Genomic DNA, 20208 nt, shown 5'->3' on the forward strand with positions numbered 1-20208 from the left:
CGCCATGGAAGCACGCCAGAACGCCACCTACTACCACTCCCGCTACCAGCAGGTTCAGGACTACGGCGCCGAACTCTACGTCCTCAACGGCATCGGCACCCCGGACTTCTGGCCGGAGGACCGCTACCGCGTCGTGGGCTCCCAGAACATCGACGACCTCATCACCGAGGCCAAGGAGTGGCACGAGCAGGAGCGCTTCGACGGGATCATCACCTTCTCGGAGTCGGCCGTGACCACGGTCGCGGCCGTCGCCGAGGCGCTCGGACTGCCGGGCGTGGGCGTCGAGGCGGCCAGGACCAGCCGCAACAAGCTGCTGATGCGCGAGGCGCACCGCAAATACGACGCTCCGCACCCCGGTTTCCGCTTCGTCACCGACCTGGAGGCCGCGCTCGGCGCGGCCGGCGACTTCGGCTACCCGGTCATCCTCAAGCCCACCCTGGGTGCCGCGAGCAACTTCGTGTTCAAGGTCGACGACGCCGAGGAGATGGCGGAGCTGTTCCCGCAGGCGCTGGAGGGCATCGAGGGGATGTCGTGGTTCGAGATGGAGGCGCACGGCCTCGATCTCGGCCCGCACGGCCTGCTCGTCGAGGCGTTCCTCGACGGCGACGAGTTCCTCATCGAGGCGGTGGCCTGGGACGGCGAGGTCTACCTCGGCTCCATCGTGGACCGCATCACCGTCGAGGGAGGCACCTTCGACGACGACGTGCACCACGGGCCGACCGCCCTCACCCCCGAGCAGGTGAACGCGGTCCACCGCGTGGTCAGGGCCGGCGCTCACTCCCAGGGGCTGCGCCGCAGCGTGCTGCACGCCGAGGTGCGCTTCCACCAGGGCGAGCCGTACCTGCTGGAGATCGCGATCAGGCCCGGTGGCGGCGGGCTGGACCTCATCGCCGGGATCACCGCCGCGCACAACCCGATCCGCGCCGTGATGGACGTGGCCCGCGGCGCGGCGCCGAGGGTGCGCCACTACCGGCCGACCGGTGTCCACATCACCGCGATGTGCCTGATGTGCGACGCCGGCAAGATCGCCGCGATCGACGTGCCGGAGGAGGTCTCCGAGTCCGAGCGGGTCTTCTTCCTCAAGATCACCGCCAAGCCCGGGGACGTCGTCCGGCGCCCGCCGGAGGGCAACAGCATCCTCGGCTTCCTGGGCACCACCGGCACCTCCCTGGAGGACGCCAGGGAGACGATGCTCGACTACGCCTCCAAGATCAACGTCACGTTCGTCCAGGACGGAGAAGCGTCATGACACAGCTGGCCGAGGAGGCGCCGCAGCGGACCCTGAGGGTCGCCCGCACCCGCCGCTACCTGATGTGCCCTCCCACCCACTTCGACGTCGTCTACTCCATCAACCCCTGGATGAACCCTGGCAAACCGGTCGACGGCGCGCTGGCGAGGCTCCAGTGGGACGGCCTGCTGCGCGCCTTCCGCGCCCTGGGACACCAGGTGGAGTTCATCGAACCGCTGCCCGGCAACCCCGACATGGTCTTCGCCGCCAACGGCGCGACGGTCATCGACGGCAAGGTGCTGTCGGCCAGGTTCCGTCACGAGGAGCGGGCCGCCGAAGGCCCCGCCTACCTGGAGTGGTTCCGCGCCCGCGGCTACCAGACCCGCGAGGCCGTCTTCGTCAACGAGGGCGAGGGCGACTACCTGCACGCGGGACGGTACCTGCTGGCCGGCACCGGCTTTCGCACCGACATCCGCTCGCACCGCGAGGCGGAGAGGTTCTTCGGGATGCCCGTGGCGGGGCTGAGACTGGTCGACCCGCGCTTCTACCACCTCGACACCGCGCTCGCGGTGCTCGACCGCGACCAGATCATGTACTACCCGGGGGCCTTCTCCAGGGAGAGCCAGGGCGTGCTGCGCGTCCTGTACCCCGACGCGATCATCGCCAACGAGGCCGACGCCGAGGTGTTCGGGCTGAACGCCGTCTCCGACGGCCGCCACGTCCTGCTGCCGCCCGCGGCCACCCACCTGATGGGCGAACTGCGCGAGCGCGGCTACGAGCCCATCGGCGTCGAGCTCTCCGAGCTGCTGAAGTCCGGCGGCAGCGCCAAGTGCTGCACCCTCGAACTCCGGGCGGCCCGCTCATGATCGACTACAACGGACGCCGCTTCACCACCGGCGGCGTCCCGGCGGGGGAGGAGCACCCGATCGCCCTGTACCGCCAGGACGGCGACCTGCTGTGGGGCGAGTTCTCCGGCGGCCACGCCCGCCGGGGGACCCTCACCGGGCTCTGCGCCCCCGACGGCACCCTCGACTTCGCCTACACCATGGTCCTCGACACCGGCGCCGTCGTGTCGGGCCACTGCCGCAGCACCCCCGAACTCCTCCCGGACGGCCGCGTCCTGCTCCACGAGACGTGGGAGCGCTACGGAGCCCACGCGAGCAGCGGTGTGTCGCTGCTCGAAGAGATCGACCCCGAGACCTTCGCCCTGCCCCACCAGAGGACTGAGAGCTGATCATGACCCTGAACACCATCGCCCGTCCGAACGTGGAGCGGCCCGTCAAGGGCGGCACGGTGACCTGGGCCTGCGCCCCCGGATTCCCCCCCTCGATCATCTTCCCCTTCACCCCGCCCGAGCGCTTCGGCACCCGCAACCTGCTCGAGTTCCAGATCCTGATGTACCGGCCGCTCTACTTCTTCGGCACCCACGGCACCCCCGAGGTCGACTACGACCTCAGCATCGGCGAGCCCCCGCAGTGGAGCGAGGACGGTCTCACCGTCACCGTCACCGTCAAGCCCTGGAAATGGTCCAACGGCGAGACGATCTGCGCGGACAACGTGCTGTTCTGGGTGAACATGATGGCGGTCAAGGGCGAGCGCTACGGCGAGTACGTGCCGGGCTGCTTCCCCGACAACCTCGTCTCCTACGGCAAGCTCGCCGAGGACAAGGTCTACTTCACCTTCGACAAGGTCTACTCCAAGCGCTGGGTGCTGATGAACCAGCTCAGCACCATCACCCCGATGCCCAAGGCCTGGGACCGCACCGCCGAGGGGCCCTCCGACGCCTCGTACAGCCTGGAGAACGTCGCCGCGGTCTACGACTTCCTGATGGGCGAGAACGGCGGCGTCATCGAGGAGGACAACTCCGACCGGGTGCACTGGGCGACGAGCCCGGTGTGGAGCGTGGTCAGCGGCCCGTGGCGGCTGAAGAGCTACACCATGGAGGGCGTCGTCACCTTCGTCCCCAACGAGCACTACTCCGGGCCGAACAAGCCGCACCTGGACGAGTTCCGGCAGATCCCCTTCATGTCCGACGGGGAGGAGTACCAGAAACTGCTGGAGGGACCGGACGGACCCGACGGCATCCAGGTCGGCTACCTCCCGCTGAGCTTCAGCACCGAGCCGACCGACGACCCCACCAAGGGCGGCCCCAACCCACTGGGTGAGAACTACACGCTGGTCCCGCAGGCGGCCTTCTGTATCCGCTACATCCCGCTCAACTACAACAACCCGACCGTCGCGGGGAAGATGCTCGCCCAGACCTACATCAGGCAGGCGATGCAGCACGCGCTCGACCAGGACCGGGCGGCCCGCGACATCTACCACGGCTACGCCTACCGGCAGGACGGGCCGGTGCCCCGCTACCCGGTGAGCGACCTGGTCTCGCCCACCCTGCAGGGCGCGCCGATCCTGCCCTTCGACGCCGAGCGGGCCCGCGAGCTGCTGGAGGCGAACGGCTGGGACACCAGCACGACGCCGGCCGTCTGCGTCAACCCCGGCACCGGCCCCGGCCAGGCCGGGGAGGGCATCCCCGGCGGAACCAAGCTCAGCTTCTCGCTGAGGTACGCCGAGGGCCGTCCCGCGCTCACCCGGCTGATGGAGCAGTTCCGTGACGACGCGGTCAAGGCCGGCATCGAGCTGCGGCTGCAGGAGGTCTACGGCTCGGTCCTGGTCGCCGAGGACGCCCCCTGCGTCGTCGGACCCGACAGTCCCTGCCTGTGGGAGCTGAGCACCTGGGGCGGCGGCTGGGTCTACCACTACCCGAGCGGCGAGATCCTCTTCCGGACCGACGCCGGCGGCAACTTCGGCCACTACACCGACCCGAAGGCCGACGAGCTCATCGACCGCACCCTGACCAGCGACGACCCCGCCGCGCTCTACGAGTACCAGGACTACATCGCCGAGCAGGTCCCCGTCATCTTCATCCCCAACTTCTCGCTGCGGCTGTTCGAGGTCGCCAACAACCTCCGCGGCTTCGAGCCGATCAACCCCTTCGGGATGATCAGCCCGGAGAACTGGTACTACGTCGAGAACGGTGACTGATCCCCATGCCGATCCCCGCGCCGATCGCCGCGCCGATCGCCATGGCTCCCGTCGCCGTCATCCCCGCCGAGAACCTCATGATCCTCCTGCTGCAGCTCGGGCTGCTCCTGGGGCTGGCCACCGTCCTGGGGCGTCTCTCCGTCCGGCTGGGCCTGCCCGCCCTGCTCGGTGAGCTCAGCGCGGGAATCCTGGTCGGGCCCTCGCTGCTCGCCAACGTCGCCCCCGAGTTCTCCGCCTGGCTGCTGCCCACCGACCCGGCCAGATTCCACATGATCGACGCGGTCGGCCAGGTCGGCGTCCTGCTGCTGGTGGGCCTGACGGGCATGCACCTCGACCTGGGCTTCATCCGCCGGCAGGGGAAGACCGCCGCCGTGATCAGCGGTGCGGGACTGACCGTCCCGCTCGTCCTCGGCGTCGGGATCGGGTTCCTCGCCCCCTCCGAGATGATCGCCGAAGGCGTCGACCACACCGTCTTCGCCCTCTTCCTCGGCGTCGCGCTCTGCGTCAGCGCCATCCCCGTCATCGCCAAGGTGCTGATGGAGATGCGCCTGCTGCACCGCGACATCGGCCAGCTCATCCTGAGCAGCGCCGTCATCGACGACGTGGTCGGCTGGTTCCTGCTCTCGGTGGTCTCCGCGCTCGCCACCGCCGGGGCGCGCACCGGGCAGGCCGCGCTCACCGCGATCGCGCTGCTCGTCGGGCTCGTGGTCGTGTCGGTCCTGCTCGGCCGCAGGGTGGTCGCCAAGGTGCTGCGCCTCGCGGACAGGGGCGGGAGCGTCACCACGATCGCCGCGGTGACGATCATGATCCTGCTCTCGGCCGCCGCCACCCAGGCGATGGGCTTCGAGGCCATCCTCGGCGCCTTCGTCTGCGGCGCGCTCGTCGGCTCCTCTCCTGATCTGAAGGTCGCCAGGCTGGCGCCCCTGCAGACGCTCGTCGCCGCGGTGCTCGCACCCATCTTCTTCGCGACGGCGGGCCTGCGGATGGACCTGACGGAACTGGCCAACCCGGTCGTGCTGGTGGCCGGGATCGTGGTGCTCGCCGTCGCCATCGCCGCCAAGTTCGGCGGCGCCTACCTCGGGGCGCGCATCGCCCGCAGAACCCGCTGGGAGGCCCTCGCGCTCGGCGCGGGCCTCAACTCCCGCGGCGTGATCGAAGTGATCATCGCGATGGTGGGCCTCCGCCTGGGCGTGCTCACCACGGCGTCCTACACGGTCATCGTCCTGGTCGCGGTCGTGACCTCGATGATGGCGCCGCCCCTGCTGCGCTTCGCGGCGGCCAGGATCGCCCCCACCGAGGGCGAGGCCGTCCGCGAGGAGTTCTTCGACACCCTGCAGGGCACCGACGGCGCCGACGGCGCCGACAGACAGCTCGTGACCACCGCCAAGGAGGCGTGACATGATCACCGACACCAGGCCGCTGCTCCTCGTGGTCGCGACGGGAATGCGGCACTACCGCGAATACCTGCTGCGCTCCATCGCCACCGAGTACCGCGTCCACCTCATGGTGACCGCGGAGCCCGGTTGGGAGCGGGAGTACGTCACCGGCTGGACCGTCGTCGCCGACCTGGCCGACGGCCCCGCGCTGGCGGCCGCCGCGCTGGAGCTCGCCGCCCGCGAGCCCGTGCACGGGGTGCTCTGCTGGGACGAGGCGACGATCCTGGCCGCCTCGCACGTCTCGGAGGCCCTCGGCCTGCCGGGCGGCGACCCCGAGATGGTGCGCCGCTGCCGCGACAAGCACCTCACCCGCGTCGCGCTCGACGCGCTCGGCGTCCCGCAGCCCAGGTCGCTCGCGGTCTCCACGCTCGACGAGGCCCTGCGCGCCGCCGAGACGGTCGGCTACCCGGCCATCCTCAAGCCGCGCGGCCTCGGCGGCAGCCTGGGCGTCATCAAGGTCGAGGACCCGGAGGAACTGGCGGAGCGGTTCGCCTTCGTCCACGACCTGAGGGTCCCCGGTGGCGCGACGTTCGAGATCCCCGTCCTGGTCGAGGAGTTCGCGGACGGCCCCGAGGTCAGCGTCGACGCCGTCGTCCAGAACGGTGTGGTGACCCCGCTCTTCCTCGGCAGGAAGGTCCTCGGCTACGAGCCCTACTGCGAGGAGGTGGGCCACTTCGTCGACGCCCAGGACGAGCTGCTGCAGGACCCCGAGTTCTGCCGCGTCCTGCAGGACACGCACACCGCGCTCGGGTTCACCGACGGCTTCACCCACACCGAGGTCAAGCTCTCCTCCAGGGGACTGCGCGTCATCGAGGTGAACGCGCGCCTCGGCGGGGACATGATCCCCTACCTCGGGATGATCACGACCGGGATCGACCCCGGCCTCGCCGCCGCGGCGGTGGCCTGTGGCCGCACCCCCGACATCGCCCCCGAGCGCAAGCTCGTCGGCGGCGTGCGCTTCTTCTACGTCGCCGAGGACGACACCACGATCGAGTCGATCGAGTTCGACGAGACCGGCCTGCCCGCGGAGATCGACCGGGCGATCCCGGTGGTCGCCGCGGGCGCGACCGTCTCACCACCGCCCAAGGGCACCCTGTGGGGGCGTATCGCCTACGCCACCGCGCTATCCCCGACCGTCGACGAGTGCCGGGCCGCGCTGGACGCCGCCGAGGCACACCTGAAGGTGAAGGCAGCCGCATGACCGCCGTTATCGAGAACGAGAACGAACTGTCCGGGACACCCCCGCGCAAGCAGGACGACGGGGTGTTCGTCACCCTGCGAGAGGCCCCGCGCGCCGTCAAGGCACTCCTTTTCGGCGGCTTCATCAGCAGGCTGGCCGCGTTCATCCAGATCTACCTGGTGCTGTTCCTGACCGACCGGGGCTTCTCCGCCACCCAGGCGGGGCTCGCGCTGGGCGTGTACGGTGCCGGCGCGGTGGTGGGCTCGCTGGCCGGAGGCTCGCTCTCCGACCGGCTCGGCGCCCGGGCGGTCACCCTGATCAGCATGGGCGGCTCGGCCCTGCTGATCGTGTCCATCCTCTACGCCCCGACCTACGCCCTGCTGCTGGCCGCCGTCTTCATGGTCAGCACGGTCGGCCAGTTCTACCGGCCCGCGGCCCAGACGATGCTCACCGAGCTCACCCCGAGACACCGGGTCGTGATGATCACGGCGATGTACCGGCTCGGCCTGAACCTCGGCATGACCGCCGCCCCGCTCATCGGCGCCGCGCTGCTCGCCGTCTCCTACAACGCGCTCTTCTGGGGAGAGGCCGCCGCGGCACTGATCTTCGGCGGCATCGTGATGTTCGCGCTGCCCCGGCGCGCGCCGAAGGCCGTGCGCGTCGCGGCCAGGCAGGCCGAGGCGGCGAAGGCGGCGGAGGCGGGGGCGATGGAGGGCCGTTCCGGCTACCTCGCGGTCTTCGCCGACTGGCGCTACAGCGTCTACCTGCTCGCGATGCTGCTCACCTCCATCGTCTACTGCCAGTACACGGCCACCCTCCCGCTGGACATCTCCGCGGCCGGCCTCAGCCTGTGGTGGTACGGCGCGGCCGTCTCGCTGAACGGCCTGATCGTCATCACCTGCGAGCTGGCGATGACGAAGGTCGTGCAGAAGTGGCCGATCCGGCTGACCGCGCTGCTCGGCCTCGGTCTCGTCTCGGTCGGCTACGCCATCTACGCGATCTCCCCGCTCCCGATCTGGTTCATGCTCGGCACCCTGGTCTGGACGCTCTCGGAGATCATCGGCGGACCCACCACGTTCGCCTACCCCGCCCTGGCCGGCCCCGAGCGGCTCCGCGGACGCTACATCGGCGCCATGCAGAGCGTCTTCGGGCTCGGTACCGCGATCGGGCCGGTGATCGGCACCCTGGTGTGGTTCCAGGTGGGGCGCTCGGTGTGGCTGTGGGCCGCCCTGCTCTCCGCGATCGCGACCGTGGCGGGCCTGATCGGCATGCGGGACCCGAACAAGGCCGACGAGTCGCGCACCGCGACCGCCTCGGCGACATGAACGGAGGAGTTACATGATCAGAATCGCCGTCGTGGGCGGTGGGATCGCCGGGGCGATGCTCGCCTGGCGCCTGTGCGAGGTCGTCAGGGGCAGCTCCGTCCACCTCTACACCGGAGAACCGCACAGGAGGGCCGACGCCAGCGCCGCCTCCGGGGGCCTGACCAGGGCCTTCGAGCCCGACCCCGCCCTGTGCCTGGAGGCCGCCGACAGCCTGGCCGAGCTCCACTCGAACCGGGAGCTGCGGGAATGGGCCTCCTACCGGGAGACCGGCTCGGTGTACCTGCTGCCCGGCCTCGGGCCGGGCACCGAGGGCCTGGTCGAGCTGGTACGCAGCCGCCTGCCCGGCTCGATCTCCCTGGTCAGCGGTGAGGAGCTCAGCAGCCGCGGCACGTTCCGCGAACTACCGGAGGGGAGCGTGGCCGTCGTCGAGAAGCGCGCCGGATACCTCTCCCCGAACGCCTTCCGCGACCGGCTCCTGGTGGAGCTCGCCAGGTCGGGCGCCTTCGTCACCGACGGGCAGGTGGAGGGCATCACCGCCGAGGCCGAGGTCCGCCCCGCCGAGGGCAGCCCGGCCAGGTTCGACGCCGTCGTGGTGGCCGCCGGGGCGTGGACCCAGAGCCTTCTCGCCCGTACGGGCCTGTCGGACGCGGGGCTGCGCACCAAGGTGATCCAGTACGTGCTCGGCCCCACCTCGGGCAGGGGACCCAACGCGTTCGTCGACGAGACGTCCGGGTTGTACGGCAGGTCCTACGCCGAGGGGCGGGTCCTGCTCGGGCTGCCGACCGACAGATGGGACATCACCCCTGGAACCGTACCGACCGACCCCGTGCTCACCAGCAGGATCCTCGACGTCGCCGAGGCCAGGATCGGATACCGGCCGGCCGACGGGTCGGTCAAGGCCGTCACCGCGGTCGAGTGCTACCACCCCACGGGAGGGTTGTCACTGCGTCCCCTGGCCAAGGGCGTCTACACCTTCACCGGAGGGAGCGGCGGCGCGGGCAAGACCGTGCTCGCCGCGAGCCGCACGGCCGCGCGAAGCCTGGTCAGGTCGCTGCGTTGAGCGCGGGGACGCGGCCCGTGCGGGTCGCGTCCCCGCCGCTCCGAAGACGGGATCCGGCGGGATCGCCGGTCGTGAGCGCCGCGGTGAGGGGGAGCCCGGTGGGGGCGCCTGTCTCGGCGGCCATCCGGCGGGGTCGCCGGTCGTGAGCGCCGCGGTGCAGAGGAGCCCGGTGGGGTCGCTCGTCTCCGCGGCCGTGTGGCGGGTTCGCCGGTCGCGGCGAGGACTGTCAGGTCGCCGCGGTGAACGCGAGATAGCAGTAGTCGTCCAGCATCTTCGCGAGCGGACGCCCGGGGCGGCCCAGCTCCACCGCCAGCTCCCGCTCGCCGAGACCCGCCTCCTCGAGCAGACGCCGTGCCCAGTCCCGGCCCATCCGCAGGTGCGCACGGTAGGCGTCCGCCGTACGCGCCCCGTGCAGGGCCTCGGCGATGGCCGCGTCCCAGGGCATCAGCGCCCCCGGGCGCAGGGCGTGCAGCATCTTGGTCGCGGCGGTCGGCCCCAGGGAACGGGGTCTGGCCCCCGGAGTCGCCCGCATCGCCGACAGATCCGCGTAACACCCGCCCAGCACGTCGATCTCCGGGTCGCCCAGCGTCGCGAGCGTGGCGTCCTGGCCGGGCAGGTGCTCCCTCCAGCGCTCCCACCAGGCCGCGGTCTCCGCGCCGAAGACATCGGGCTCGCCGTCACGCGGATAGCGCAGCCGGCACCCCCACGCGTTCAACCAGGCGAGCAGTGCCCGGCGATGGGCCGCGAGCGCGGGGTCGACCCGCGGCCCGGTCGCCAGCAGCAGCCGTTCCCATGACCTGTCGGCCGCGTCGTAGCGGGCGAACTCGCCGACCGCCGCGCGCAGGCGTTCCAGATCGGGCCCCCGGTCAAGGGAGGTCGCGGGCATCTTCACCGGTGCTGACCTGTCAGGGGCGGCCGGCTCCGGCCGCGCATGAGCGTGGCCAGCAGCCGCTCGGTGCGCTCGCTCGGCTCCACGTCGAGGTCGGTGCGCAACCGGTGGCGGCACACCTCGTACCAGCTCAGGACGCGGCCGAGCTCGCCGAGCTCGCCGTGCATCATCATCAGGGTCTGGTAGGTGGTCTCGTGGTGGGGATCGACGTCGAGGGCCCTGCGGCACCAGTGCATCGCGGCCGGCCAGTCCTCGCGCTCCAGAGCCTCGGTGCGCAGCGAGGTCAGGGCACGCAGGGCGGTCGCGCGCATCCACTGCCGCTGCTCGTTGATCCAGCCGCCGGTCTCGCCGGAGAGGAAGTCCCCGACGTACAGGTCGGCGGTCCGCTGGAACCACGCGATCGCGGTGTCGTAGTCCTTGGCCACCCACGCGCTCCGGCCTCGGTCGAAGGCACGCTGGAACTCCTCGATGTCCACCCACGCGCTGTTCGTCCGCAGCACGTACCCGTGGTCCTGGTGGAGCAGGGAGAAGCCGTCCCTCCCCTCGAACTCGTTGAGCACCCGTCGCACGCCGTGCACGGCGACCTTGAGCGAGCTGGAGGGGTGGCCCTCCCGCTCCGGCCACAGCACCTCGCGCAACCGGTCCCTGTGGACGAACCGCTCACGGTTGACCAGCATGTACTGAAACAGGGCCCGCGACTTGCCGGCCCGCCAGTGTGAGACGGCCTGCCCGTCGACCTCCAGGCGGAAGTTGCTCAGGCATCGGGCGATGACCGAGGGGGTGCCCTCGTCCTGCCCGGGGTTGTGGGGGCCGGCTTTCGCCAATTGTTGAACGGGCATGTTCGCTTCCCTTGGGAGGACGGACTCCGCCGCTCGCGGACTCACCCGCGGACGCCGAAGCACGTCGAGTACGAGTGTGGAGCCAGCACGACCTGGACCTGATAAGGCATGCGATCGTCGTGCATTCTGAACATGACCGTTATCTCCGGGTAGGAGGTGGTCATGCCGAGCCCGGCGAAATAGTGGTCGGTGGCGAGGATGAGACGATAGAGCCCGCGCTCCATGAATTCGTCCACCCATTCTTTAACATTTCCGTCGATGTCGGTCTCGCCCTCGGATACCGGCTCCCAGCCGTTACCCGAGGCGCGCTCCAGGCGAGCTCGGACACCGGCCGCGGATCGGCCGTAGACGCCGTCAAGTGCCTGCGTGGCGATGCTCATGGTGAGGATACCCATCTTCTGGTTCGGGGCCGCGTGACCCGTATCGCGCGACCTCGGCCCTATCAGGCTCCATGGGAGTGCTATCCGTCCGCTTTCGGCCCGCTATCCATCGGCTACCCGAGCCTATCTTTGCGCCGGATATCGGATCAGAAGAGATCGGATAAGGCGTGGATAGGGGGGCTGTTTACGTTTTGAAGCAGACAGGCGGACAGCAGTGAACGGCCTGCGAGACACGAAGAAGAGGTACAGGAAATGCGGGAATTCGCGAGCATCAACACCCTCCGGATCATCGTCTCCGCCATCGCGGTTCTCGGATGCCTCGGTCTCGCCGCCGTCGTCCCCTCGGTCGCCGACGGGGCCGCGAAGACCACCGTGCTCGCCAGCAACACCCCCTGGGGCTGAAGCACACCCCCACCCGGCGGGGTCGCCGGCGGTGGGAGTTCACCGGAGCGGTCGGAGCCTTCCAGGGCCCGGCCGCTTGTTCATGTCACAAACCCGCACGTTAGTCGCAAGTTGGGCCAGACCTTCACAAACCCCACTGGTTCTCCCATCAGTGACGTTGTATGATCCCGGACAGAACACGTTTCATGCATATAAAATTGCTCGCCGTGATCGCCGGGTTATATGTCCGAAGATCGCGGAGAGGTGGGGGTTGAGTCTATTGTTGCCTGCTTTAAGGCAGCGGTTAGATCCCTGATGTCTCCCTTACACCAACCGTGCGGAGAATTCCTGGTCAGGCCGCGATTCTGCAAGGAGATTCGGTGGAGTATCGAATCCTCGGCCCCCTGGAGGTCCTCGCCGACGCGCGCCGCCTGGATCTGGGCGCGCCTCGGCAACAGGTCGTCCTCTCCTGCCTCCTGCTGGAGGCCAACCGAATGGTCACCATTGGACGGCTGACGGACGCGATCTACGGTGAGGATCTTCCCAGCACGTCCCGCGCGCAGGTGCAGATCTGTATCTCCTCGCTGCGGCGGCTTTTCGCCGCCAATGGCGGAGCCGACGTCATCGCGACCCACTCCCAGGGATACACGCTGCGAGTCGCCGAGGGAGAACTCGACTCCCAGAACTTCGAGGGCCTGCTGAACCAGGCCCGCCAGGCTCGCGACGACCGCCGGCTGGAGGACGCCGTCAGGCACTATCGGACCGCGCTCGCCCTCTGGCGAGGGCCCGCCCTCGACGGCCAGGAGAGCCGGCTCGTGCAGGCCGCGGTCGGCAGGCTGAGCGAGCGCCGGATCACGGTGAACGAGGACTGCGTCGAGATCGAACTGGAACTGGGCAGGCACCACGAGCTGGTGGGCGAACTCAGCGAGCTCGTCGAGGAACACCCGCTCAGGGAGCGGCTGCGCGGCCTGCTGATGCTCGCGCTCTATCGCTCGGGACGCCAGGCCGAGGCGCTCACGGTCTATCGTCGTGCCCGCCAGACGATGATCGACGAGCTGGGCATCGAACCCAACGAGAGCCTCCAGCAGCTCGAGTACTCCATCCTCACCTCCGACGAGAGCATCGACGCGCCGGGGCGGCAGCAACAGCAGCAACAACAGCAACAGCAACAGCAAACCTCCCAGCGCCACCCGGAGACGCAGGAGGCGCCGGCCGCCCGCCGGACGGTTCCCCGTCTGCTTCCCACCGACATCGCCGACTTCACCGGCCGGATCAAGCTGGTCGAGGCCATCCGCCGCCAGCTCACGTTCGCCGCGGAGGACCGCCAGCGGCTCGCCGTCCCCGTCATCGCCGTCGTCGGCAAACCGGGCATCGGCAAGTCCACGATCGCGGTGCACGTCTCGCACAGCGTCGCCGGACGCTACGAGGACGGCCAGCTCTTCGCCGACCTGCACGGAGGGGAGTCCCATCCGATCGGTTCCGGGCAGGTGCTCGAACGCTTCCTCCGCGCGCTGGGCGTGCCGGGCAACGCGATCCCGGACGGGGTGGACGAACGGGCGGAGATGTACCGCGCGCTGCTCGCCGGGCGCAAGATGTTGATCGTCCTGGACGACGCCAGAAGCGAGAGCCAGGTGCTGCCCCTGCTGCCCGGCAACCCCGAGGCCGCAGTGATCATCACCAGCCGCAGCCGGCTCGCGGGCCTGCCGGGCGCGGCCCACCTCGACGTCGGGCTCTTCGACTCCAGGCAGTCGGTGGACATGCTCTCCAGAATCGCGGGCATCGAGCGGGTGCAGGCGGAGCGGGAGTCGGCGGCCGAGCTGGCGGACCTCTGCGGCCACCTGCCGCTGGCGCTGCGCATCGCGGGCGCGCGGCTCGCCGCCCGGCCGCACTGGACGATCGACCAGCTCGTGGGACGACTGGAGGACGAGACCCGCAGGCTCGACGAGCTCAAACACGGCGACCTGGGCATCAGGGCGAGCATCTCGCTGACGTACGAGAGCGTGAGCGAGGACGCACGCCGCCTGTTCAGGCGCCTCGCCATCCTGGAGTCCCGGCACTTCTCCGGCTGGGTCGCCGCCGCGCTGCTCGACTGCCATCCCTCCGACGCGCAGGACCTGCTCGACGACCTGGCCGACGCCCAGCTGGTCGAGACGACCGACGCCGGGTACGGCGTGCAGAGCCAGTACCGCTTCCACGACCTGATCCACGTGTTCGCCCGCGAGCGTCTCGCCGGCGAGGAGGCGATCGCCGACCGCAACGCCGCGCTGCAGAGAGTGCTCGGTGGCCTGCTCTTCCTGACCGGTGAGGCGCACCGCCGAGAGTACGGCGGAGACTACGTGCAGGTCCACAGCGACGCACCACGCTGGCCGCTGCCGGGACGGCTGGTCGAGAAGCTGGTCATGGCCCCGCTGCCCTGGTACGAGCGCGAGCGGCTGACGCTGGTCTCGGGCATCCGCCAGGCGGCGCAGGCCGGGTTCGTCGAGCTGTGCTGGGACCTCGCGATCAGCGCGGTCACCCTGTTCGAGTCGAGAATCTACTTCGACGACTGGCGGGAGACCCACCAGATAGCGCTGGCGGCCACCCGGCAGGCCGGGGACCGCCGAGGGCAGGCGGCGATGCTCTACTCAATAGGGTCGCTCTACATCGCCGAGCAGCGCTTCGGGGACGCGCGGCGCGACTTCGAGTCGGCGGCCAAGCTGTTCGAGGAGGCCGGGGACGACCTGGGGGTTGCCCTCGTCATCCGCAACATCGCCTTCCTGGACCGGATGAGCGGCCAGCTCGACGACGCGGTGGAACGCTACGATCGCGCGCTGGGCATCTTCCGCGGCACCGGCGACCAGGTCGCCTCCGCCTACGTGCTGCACAGCATGGCCCAGATCAGGCTCGACTGCGACGAACTCGAAGAGGCCAGACGTCTGCTGGGCGAGGCGCTGGAACTCAGCAGGATCGGTGGCAGCCGCAGGGTGGAGGCACAGGTCCTGCACCGGCTGGGCGAGACCTACCTCAGGCTGGAGGAGTTCGCGTCGGCGGCGGAGGTCTTCGAGCAGGCGCTCACGACCGTGCGCAACATCGGCGACCCGACCGGCGAGGCGTACGCCCTGCACGGCCTGGGCATCACGAAGCTGCGCCAGGGGGACCTCCAGGAGGCCGAGACCACTCTCCAGAACGCCCTGGAGGTGGCGGGCACCGCGGGGGAGAGACTCGCCGAGGCGAGGGTCGTGCTCGGGCTCGGTGAGCTGGCGCTCGCGGGCGACCAGACCGAACAGGCGATCGGCCGCTTCCACCAGGCCCTCGGCCTGTTCCACAAGATCGACGCGCCGCTCCACCAGGTGCGCGTCCTGGTCATGCTCACCGCGGCGTACCTCGCCGTCGACGAGGAGGAGGCGGCGCGGAGCGTCTCCGAGGAGGCGCTCGAACTGGCGGACACGATGCCCCCCGCGATCGCCGCCAGGGTGCGCGCCCAGCTGGAGAACCTTCCTTCGCCCGGTCATGCGCGCCTGCCCGGCCGGGCACGGAGGGTACCGGCGTCCTGAGCCCCGTACGGTCGAGGGCTCCGAGTTCCTGGGCGCCCCGGGGCGAGGGCATCGTTGTCCTGAACCCGACCGGGGCGAAATGTCCTGAACTCGACCGGGTCGAAAGCGAAGGGATGTCGGTGCCCTGAGCCGAGCGGTCCGTCGCACTCCGAAGACGTGAGCGACGAACCGCCGGAGAGGTCCGGAAGGGACCTCTCCGGGCGGTCGTGACCGGTCGTGCCGGCCGGTCACGAGACCATCGGCGCCGGATCGCCGGTGCTCAGCAGATGCGGCGCAGAGCCTCCGCGAGACTGGACAGGCCGACAGGTCCCAGCTCCAGCGCGGCGGTGTGCCAGGCACGCAGGTCGAAGGCGTCGCCCAGGCGCAGCTTGGCCTCCTCGCGGGCCTGCACCCACGCTCGTTCGCCCAGCTTGTAGGAGATGGCCTGGGAAGGCCAGCCGAAGTAGCGCACCACCTCCGCCTCGACCCGATGCGGCTCGCAGCGGCCCTGCTCACGCAGCACCTCGCAGGCCTTCTCGAAGGTCCACGACGAACCGTCGGGCAGCGGAAGGTCGAGGTGGACGCCCAGGTCGATGACGACCCGGGCGGCACGCAGCGCCGACCAGTTGAGCATGCCCAGCCGGGTACCGGGGTCGGTGAACCAGCCGAGCTCGTCGGCCAGCCGCTCGGCGTACAGGCCCCACCCCTCGCCGTGGCCGTCCACCCAGGAGACCTTGGAGAACCTGGACAGGGTGTCGCCGGCCATGCGCATCGCGCCGAACTGCAGATGGTGGCCGGGCACGCCCTCGTGGAAGATCGTGGTCAGCTCGCTCCAGGTGGCGAAGCGGGTCCGGCCCCCGACCGGCCACAGGGTGCGACCCGGCCGCGACAGGTCCTCGCTGGGCGCGTTGTAGGAGGCCGCACCGGAGGTGGAGCTCACGTCGACCTCGGCCACGATGCGCCGCAGCGGCTCGGGGATGTCGAAGTGCGTGCCGTTCAACTGCTCGATCGCCCGGTCGTGGCGCTCCTGCAGCCACGCCTGGTACTCCTCGAGCGAGTCGACGGCCTGGGTCTCGTTGAGGATCGCGGTCGCCTCCTCGATGGTCGCCCCGGGCTTGATCCGCTCGACCTCGGCGGCCGTCTCGGCTCCGATGCGCTCCAGCTCGGCCCAGCCCCACTCGTAGGCCTCGCGCAGGTCGATGTCGGCGCCCAGGCTGATCCTGGCGACGACCGCGTAGCGCTCGGGGCCCACCCCGTCGGCCTCGTCCGCCCTCGGGGCGTACTCCTCGCGCAGGTAGCGCCCGGCGTCGGCGTACGCGGCGTGGGCCGCCGCCGCGGCGCTGAGCAGCTCCTCCTTGACCGGGCCCTCACCGTAGGTGGCGACGAAGGCGTCGTGGGCCGGGGGAGTCCCGCCGGCGCCGGAGAACTGGTCGGCCTGGTCCGCCATGGCCAGCGCCTGCCTGCGGGCGCCCCGCAGCCCCATCGCCAGACCGGTCTCCAGGCTCTCCCGCCACCCGGCGAGCATCCCCGGGATCGCCGCGAGGCGGGCGGCGACATCACGCCATTCGTCGTCGTTGCCGTGGGGGAGAAGGACGACGCTGGAGCGCACCCGGTAGGGCAGCCCGTACGGCGCCGCCACCCAGCGCAGCGGCTCGCCCGTGTCGTGCCAGGCGAGCTCGGCCTCCAGCCGCTCCCGCAGGTGGGTGGCCGCCCTGACGTCCGGCTCACCGGTCGGGACCAGCTCGTCGAGGCGCTTCAGGGTCGAACGGATCATCTCGGCCCGGGCGGCGCTCCCGGCGGGGCTGTGGTCGGTGGCGGCTACGAAGTCGGACACGATGCCCTCGGCACCTGTCGCGATCGGGTCCAGTGCCGCCCAGCGGGTGACGTACTCATCGCAAAGCGCGAAGATCGGAGTGCTCATGTCCGAAACGTAGGAAAGCCTGGCATCGGCCCCCTATTCCTTCGCTATCCGACCCCCAGGACCTCGGAAAACCCGCGACGGGGGCACGCCCGCACCTTGGAGCGGTCGTCCGCGGCGGAGCGGGAGGAGAGAGGCGAGGCCGGATCGGAGAGCGGATGTCGAGGCCCCTTTCCTGTCGGTTCCGAACGGGCGGACCCCACGGGGCGGGACGCGCGGATCGGTTCCGAACGGGCGACCGCATACGCGGGGCGCACGCGGGCCGGTTCCGAACGGACGGACCACGCACGCCGGGGCGCACGCCGGCCTCTTTTCTCGAAACGCGTTCGACCTGAAACACAGCGTAGTCGTGCATGAGGTTTCGGCCTCAACCGTCCACCGAAATCCGCCCGGAAGAAACCCCTGAGATCCCTTGATTTTCTTCGAAACTTTTTCGATCATGTGAACGCGGGTGGGAGTGATCGCCGATACGGGGTCGGCCGTTTTTTGCTCCCCTGTTCACCCGATTCATCGTCACGGGACGGAGTTGATTCAATGAGGCTGTCAAAAGTATTTCTGAAAAAGGTGAGGCCACGGGCCGGGCAGATCCTGGCGATCGGTCTCACCGGAACACTCTGCGTGGTCGCCGGCGCCACCCCGGCCGCCGCGCACTACTACAACGTGGGCATGGCGGCACCCAACTTCACGGTCCGCCCGTACAGCTACAACAGTTCCTGGCAGGGCCCCATGGACCGGGCGCTGAGCAACTGGAACGCGACCGCCACCCCCGCCTACATCGGGAAGTCCTCCGGATCCTCGTCGACGATCGTCGCGGCGTCCTACAGCAACACCTGGTACGGGCTCTACACGTCCTACGGTAGTTACTTCAAAATCCAGCTCAACTCGCGCACGATCAGCGCCGACGCCTCGAACTTCTCGAACTTCGTGACGAGCGTCTTCGTTCACGAGCTGGGCCACGCCCTTTCTCTCGCGCACAACGACCTCACATCCATAATGAACCACGGCCGCCCTAGGAACACTATGACCACACCCCAGTCGCATGACGTCAGCGACGTTAACGCCTACTACTAGGAAACGTGGGGAGTGAGACGGATGAAGACGCTTCCAAGAAAACTCGTCGCGGCCGCGTTCGCCGCCGTTCTTCTCACCGCCTGCTCCGCCGAGCAGCCCACGGTGAGTTATCACGTCGACTATCCCGCCTACCAGAGCGCCGCCGAGCTCTACAAGAAGGCACTTCTCGTCGTGGAGGTCCGCCTCGGCGACACGGCGCGCACCGTCCTGGAGAAGGGAATCCCCGACAGCCAGAACACCGACCCGCTTTCCAACCCCAACGCCGGCGCGCCGAAGGCGGGGACGGAGGCCGCCCCGCAGGAGGAGCCTCTGGTCACCACGGTCTATCCGGCCCAGGTGGTGAAGGTCTTCAAGGGGGAGGCGAAGCCCGGGGAGACCATCGAGGTCAAAGAACTCGGGGGCACCCTCAACGGCACGAAGTACGAGGAGGCGGGCGCCTCGTCACTTCAGAGGAGCCGGACCTACGTCCTGTTCCTGGAGACCTACCCGAACTCACCGGCCGCCCTGCTCAACTCGGAACAGGGAAAGTATCCGATCGACGCGGCGGGCAACCTGGAATCCCTCCGGGAAAACACGATCAAGCTCACCCGATCGGACCTGGAAAAACTGTCCACCGGCAACTGAGGACTCTCGCAGCGTCCTCGGCGGCATATGAGACACACCGATGAGAAGCCCCCCGGCCGGCCAGGCCGGGGGGCTTCCCTCATGTTGATCCGTCGGCGCCGCCGGACGATCGGATCGACCCGGCGCCGCCTCGATCCCGGTCGGCTACGGCGCGACGACTTCCTCGTGGGAGCCGGCCGCCCCGCGCCGAATCCCCCAGGCGACACCGGCGACGGCGAGTGCCAGGGCCACCAGCAGCGCACTGACCCACAGCGGCGAGCGATAACCGAGTCCCGCGCCGATCGAGATCCCGCCGAACCAGGGACCGAGCGCGGCGCCCACGTTGAGCGCCGCCGTGGCGAACCCACCGGCCAGGGCCGGTGCCTCGGCCGCCGCGTAGAGTGCCTGCGAGATCAACGTCGACCCGACGGCGAACGATAGGGTTCCCTGGACGAAGACGAGCACCGTCGTCGCCACCGGACTCCCGGCGGCCACCGCGAACACCGTCCAGCCGACGAGCAGGGCCACCCCGCCGCTCACCAGGAGCGCGACGGGTCGTACGTCGGCCATCCGGCCACCGACGGTGACCCCGAGAAACGACCCCAGCCCGAAGAGGGCCAGCATGGCGGGCACCCATGCGGATTCGATTCCGGTGACGGTGGTGACCAGCGGCGCGAGGTAGGTGAACGAGCAGAACGTCGCGCCGTTCACGAGGCATCCCAGCAGCAGGATCACCACAAGCCGCCGATCGCGCAGCGAGCGCAGTTCGTCACGCGCGCTCGTGCGGTCGGATTCGGGGCCGTCGGCGGGCACCGACCGCAGGATCGCGACGATGGCCGGCACCGACAGGATTGCCACCGCCCAGAACGCCGAGCGCCACCCCCACAGCTGCCCCAGCAACGCGCCGCCGGGAACGCCCACGACACAGGCGACGGTGACCCCACCGAGCAGGACGGAGGTGGCGCGTCCTTTGGCGTTCGGCGCGACCAGGCTCATCGCGGTCGCCAGGGCCACCGCGAGGAACCCGGCGCACGCCAGCGCCCCGACGACCCGGGATACCAGCAGTACCCCGTAGCTGGTGGTGACCGCGCCCAGGACATGGACGAGCAGGAAGGTGACGAGGAAGGTGAGGAGCGAGCGACGTCGCGACCGGCGCAGGCTCAGGATCGCCATCAGCGGCGCGCCGACGACCATCCCCACCGCGAACGCCGAGGTCAGAAATCCCGCGGCGGGGATGGACACGTGCAGGTCCCGTGCGATGCCCGGCACGAGGCCGGACAGCATGAACTCGGACGTGGCCTGGGCGAAGACCGCCAGTCCGAGCAGGTGAACAACGAATGGCAT

17 protein-coding genes are annotated in these 20208 nt (G+C 69.9%); 12 read left to right on the plus strand and 5 right to left on the minus strand.

What is annotated here, in order from left to right:
* Positions 1–4: 4 nt before the first annotated feature.
* Genes AB0B90_RS10600 through AB0B90_RS10635 form a run of 8 tightly spaced genes read left to right on the plus strand, consistent with a single transcriptional unit; the run spans position 5 to position 9271 of the window.
* Positions 5–1249, plus strand: a complete 1245-nt coding sequence (locus AB0B90_RS10600) for an ATP-grasp domain-containing protein (protein WP_350943828.1) — start codon at positions 5–7, stop codon at positions 1247–1249.
* The gene (ddaH, locus tag AB0B90_RS10605) at positions 1246–2094 is read left to right on the plus strand and encodes a dimethylargininase (protein WP_350943826.1); all 849 of its coding nucleotides are present in this window, start codon (positions 1246–1248) and stop codon (positions 2092–2094) included. Before AB0B90_RS10600 ends, ddaH begins: the two co-directional genes overlap by 4 nt.
* Positions 2091–2462, plus strand: coding sequence for a hypothetical protein (locus AB0B90_RS10610; RefSeq protein ID WP_350943825.1), 372 nt, complete (start codon positions 2091–2093; stop codon positions 2460–2462). Before ddaH ends, AB0B90_RS10610 begins: the two co-directional genes overlap by 4 nt.
* Positions 2463–2464: 2 nt before the next feature.
* Positions 2465–4270, plus strand: a complete 1806-nt coding sequence (locus AB0B90_RS10615; RefSeq protein ID WP_350943823.1) for an ABC transporter substrate-binding protein — start codon at positions 2465–2467, stop codon at positions 4268–4270.
* 5 nt (positions 4271–4275) lie between these two features.
* On the plus strand, positions 4276–5667 hold the full coding sequence (locus AB0B90_RS10620; protein WP_350943822.1) for a cation:proton antiporter: 1392 nt from the start codon (positions 4276–4278) through the stop codon (positions 5665–5667).
* 1 nt (position 5668) lies between these two features.
* Entirely contained in the window at positions 5669–6907 is a 1239-nt protein-coding gene (locus AB0B90_RS10625) for an ATP-grasp domain-containing protein (RefSeq protein ID WP_350943820.1), read from the plus strand.
* Entirely contained in the window at positions 6904–8211 is a 1308-nt protein-coding gene (locus AB0B90_RS10630) for an MFS transporter (protein ID WP_350943819.1), read from the plus strand. The genes AB0B90_RS10625 and AB0B90_RS10630 overlap by 4 nt, the downstream gene beginning before the upstream one ends.
* Positions 8212–8224: 13 nt before the next feature.
* Positions 8225–9271 carry an FAD-dependent oxidoreductase gene (locus tag AB0B90_RS10635; protein ID WP_350943818.1) on the plus strand — a complete coding sequence of 349 codons (1047 nt, stop codon included), beginning with the start codon at positions 8225–8227 and terminating at the stop codon, positions 9269–9271.
* Between the two features lie 226 nt (positions 9272–9497).
* On the opposite strand, the gene AB0B90_RS10640 is transcribed toward AB0B90_RS10635, so the two are convergent.
* From AB0B90_RS10640 to AB0B90_RS10650, 3 genes are read right to left on the minus strand one after another with little or no spacing between them, the layout of a single operon-like run.
* Positions 9498–10163 (minus strand): hypothetical protein, encoded by a 666-nt coding sequence (locus AB0B90_RS10640; protein WP_350943817.1) that lies wholly within the window; start codon positions 10161–10163, stop codon positions 9498–9500.
* Positions 10160–10999, minus strand: a complete 840-nt coding sequence (locus tag AB0B90_RS10645) for a BTAD domain-containing putative transcriptional regulator (RefSeq protein WP_350943815.1) — start codon at positions 10997–10999, stop codon at positions 10160–10162. The genes AB0B90_RS10640 and AB0B90_RS10645 overlap by 4 nt, the downstream gene beginning before the upstream one ends.
* Before the next feature lie 41 nt (positions 11000–11040).
* Complete coding sequence (locus AB0B90_RS10650) at positions 11041–11379, minus strand: hydroxyisourate hydrolase (protein WP_350943813.1); 339 nt, start codon at positions 11377–11379, stop codon at positions 11041–11043.
* Between the two features lie 252 nt (positions 11380–11631).
* Between AB0B90_RS10650 and AB0B90_RS10655 the strand changes: the two genes are divergently transcribed.
* Together AB0B90_RS10655 and AB0B90_RS10660 are read left to right on the plus strand one after the other, a co-directional pair.
* On the plus strand, positions 11632–11781 hold the full coding sequence (locus tag AB0B90_RS10655; RefSeq protein ID WP_350943812.1) for a hypothetical protein: 150 nt from the start codon (positions 11632–11634) through the stop codon (positions 11779–11781).
* A 359-nt stretch (positions 11782–12140) separates the two neighbouring features.
* A complete protein-coding gene (locus AB0B90_RS10660; protein ID WP_350943810.1) occupies positions 12141–15293 on the plus strand; it encodes a BTAD domain-containing putative transcriptional regulator in 3153 nt (1050 codons plus the stop codon).
* Between the two features lie 259 nt (positions 15294–15552).
* Here AB0B90_RS10660 and AB0B90_RS10665 read toward each other — a convergent pair whose 3' ends face one another.
* On the minus strand, positions 15553–17193 hold the full coding sequence (locus AB0B90_RS10665; RefSeq protein ID WP_350943808.1) for a DUF885 domain-containing protein: 1641 nt from the start codon (positions 17191–17193) through the stop codon (positions 15553–15555).
* A gap of 561 nt (positions 17194–17754) precedes the next feature.
* Here AB0B90_RS10665 and AB0B90_RS10670 point away from each other — a divergent pair.
* Together AB0B90_RS10670 and AB0B90_RS10675 are read left to right on the plus strand one after the other, a co-directional pair.
* Positions 17755–18261 carry a hypothetical protein gene (locus tag AB0B90_RS10670; RefSeq protein WP_350943807.1) on the plus strand — a complete coding sequence of 169 codons (507 nt, stop codon included), beginning with the start codon at positions 17755–17757 and terminating at the stop codon, positions 18259–18261.
* Between the two features lie 21 nt (positions 18262–18282).
* Entirely contained in the window at positions 18283–18885 is a 603-nt protein-coding gene (locus AB0B90_RS10675) for a hypothetical protein (protein ID WP_362922114.1), read from the plus strand.
* A gap of 144 nt (positions 18886–19029) precedes the next feature.
* Here the strand turns inward: AB0B90_RS10675 and AB0B90_RS10680 are convergent, their stop codons facing one another.
* Positions 19030–20208 (minus strand): Cmx/CmrA family chloramphenicol efflux MFS transporter, encoded by a 1179-nt coding sequence (locus tag AB0B90_RS10680; RefSeq protein WP_362922116.1) that lies wholly within the window; start codon positions 20206–20208, stop codon positions 19030–19032.

The sequence above is a fragment of the Streptosporangium sp. NPDC049078 genome (assembly GCF_040648855.1).
In the GTDB taxonomy this organism is placed as follows: domain Bacteria; phylum Actinomycetota; class Actinomycetes; order Streptosporangiales; family Streptosporangiaceae; genus Streptosporangium.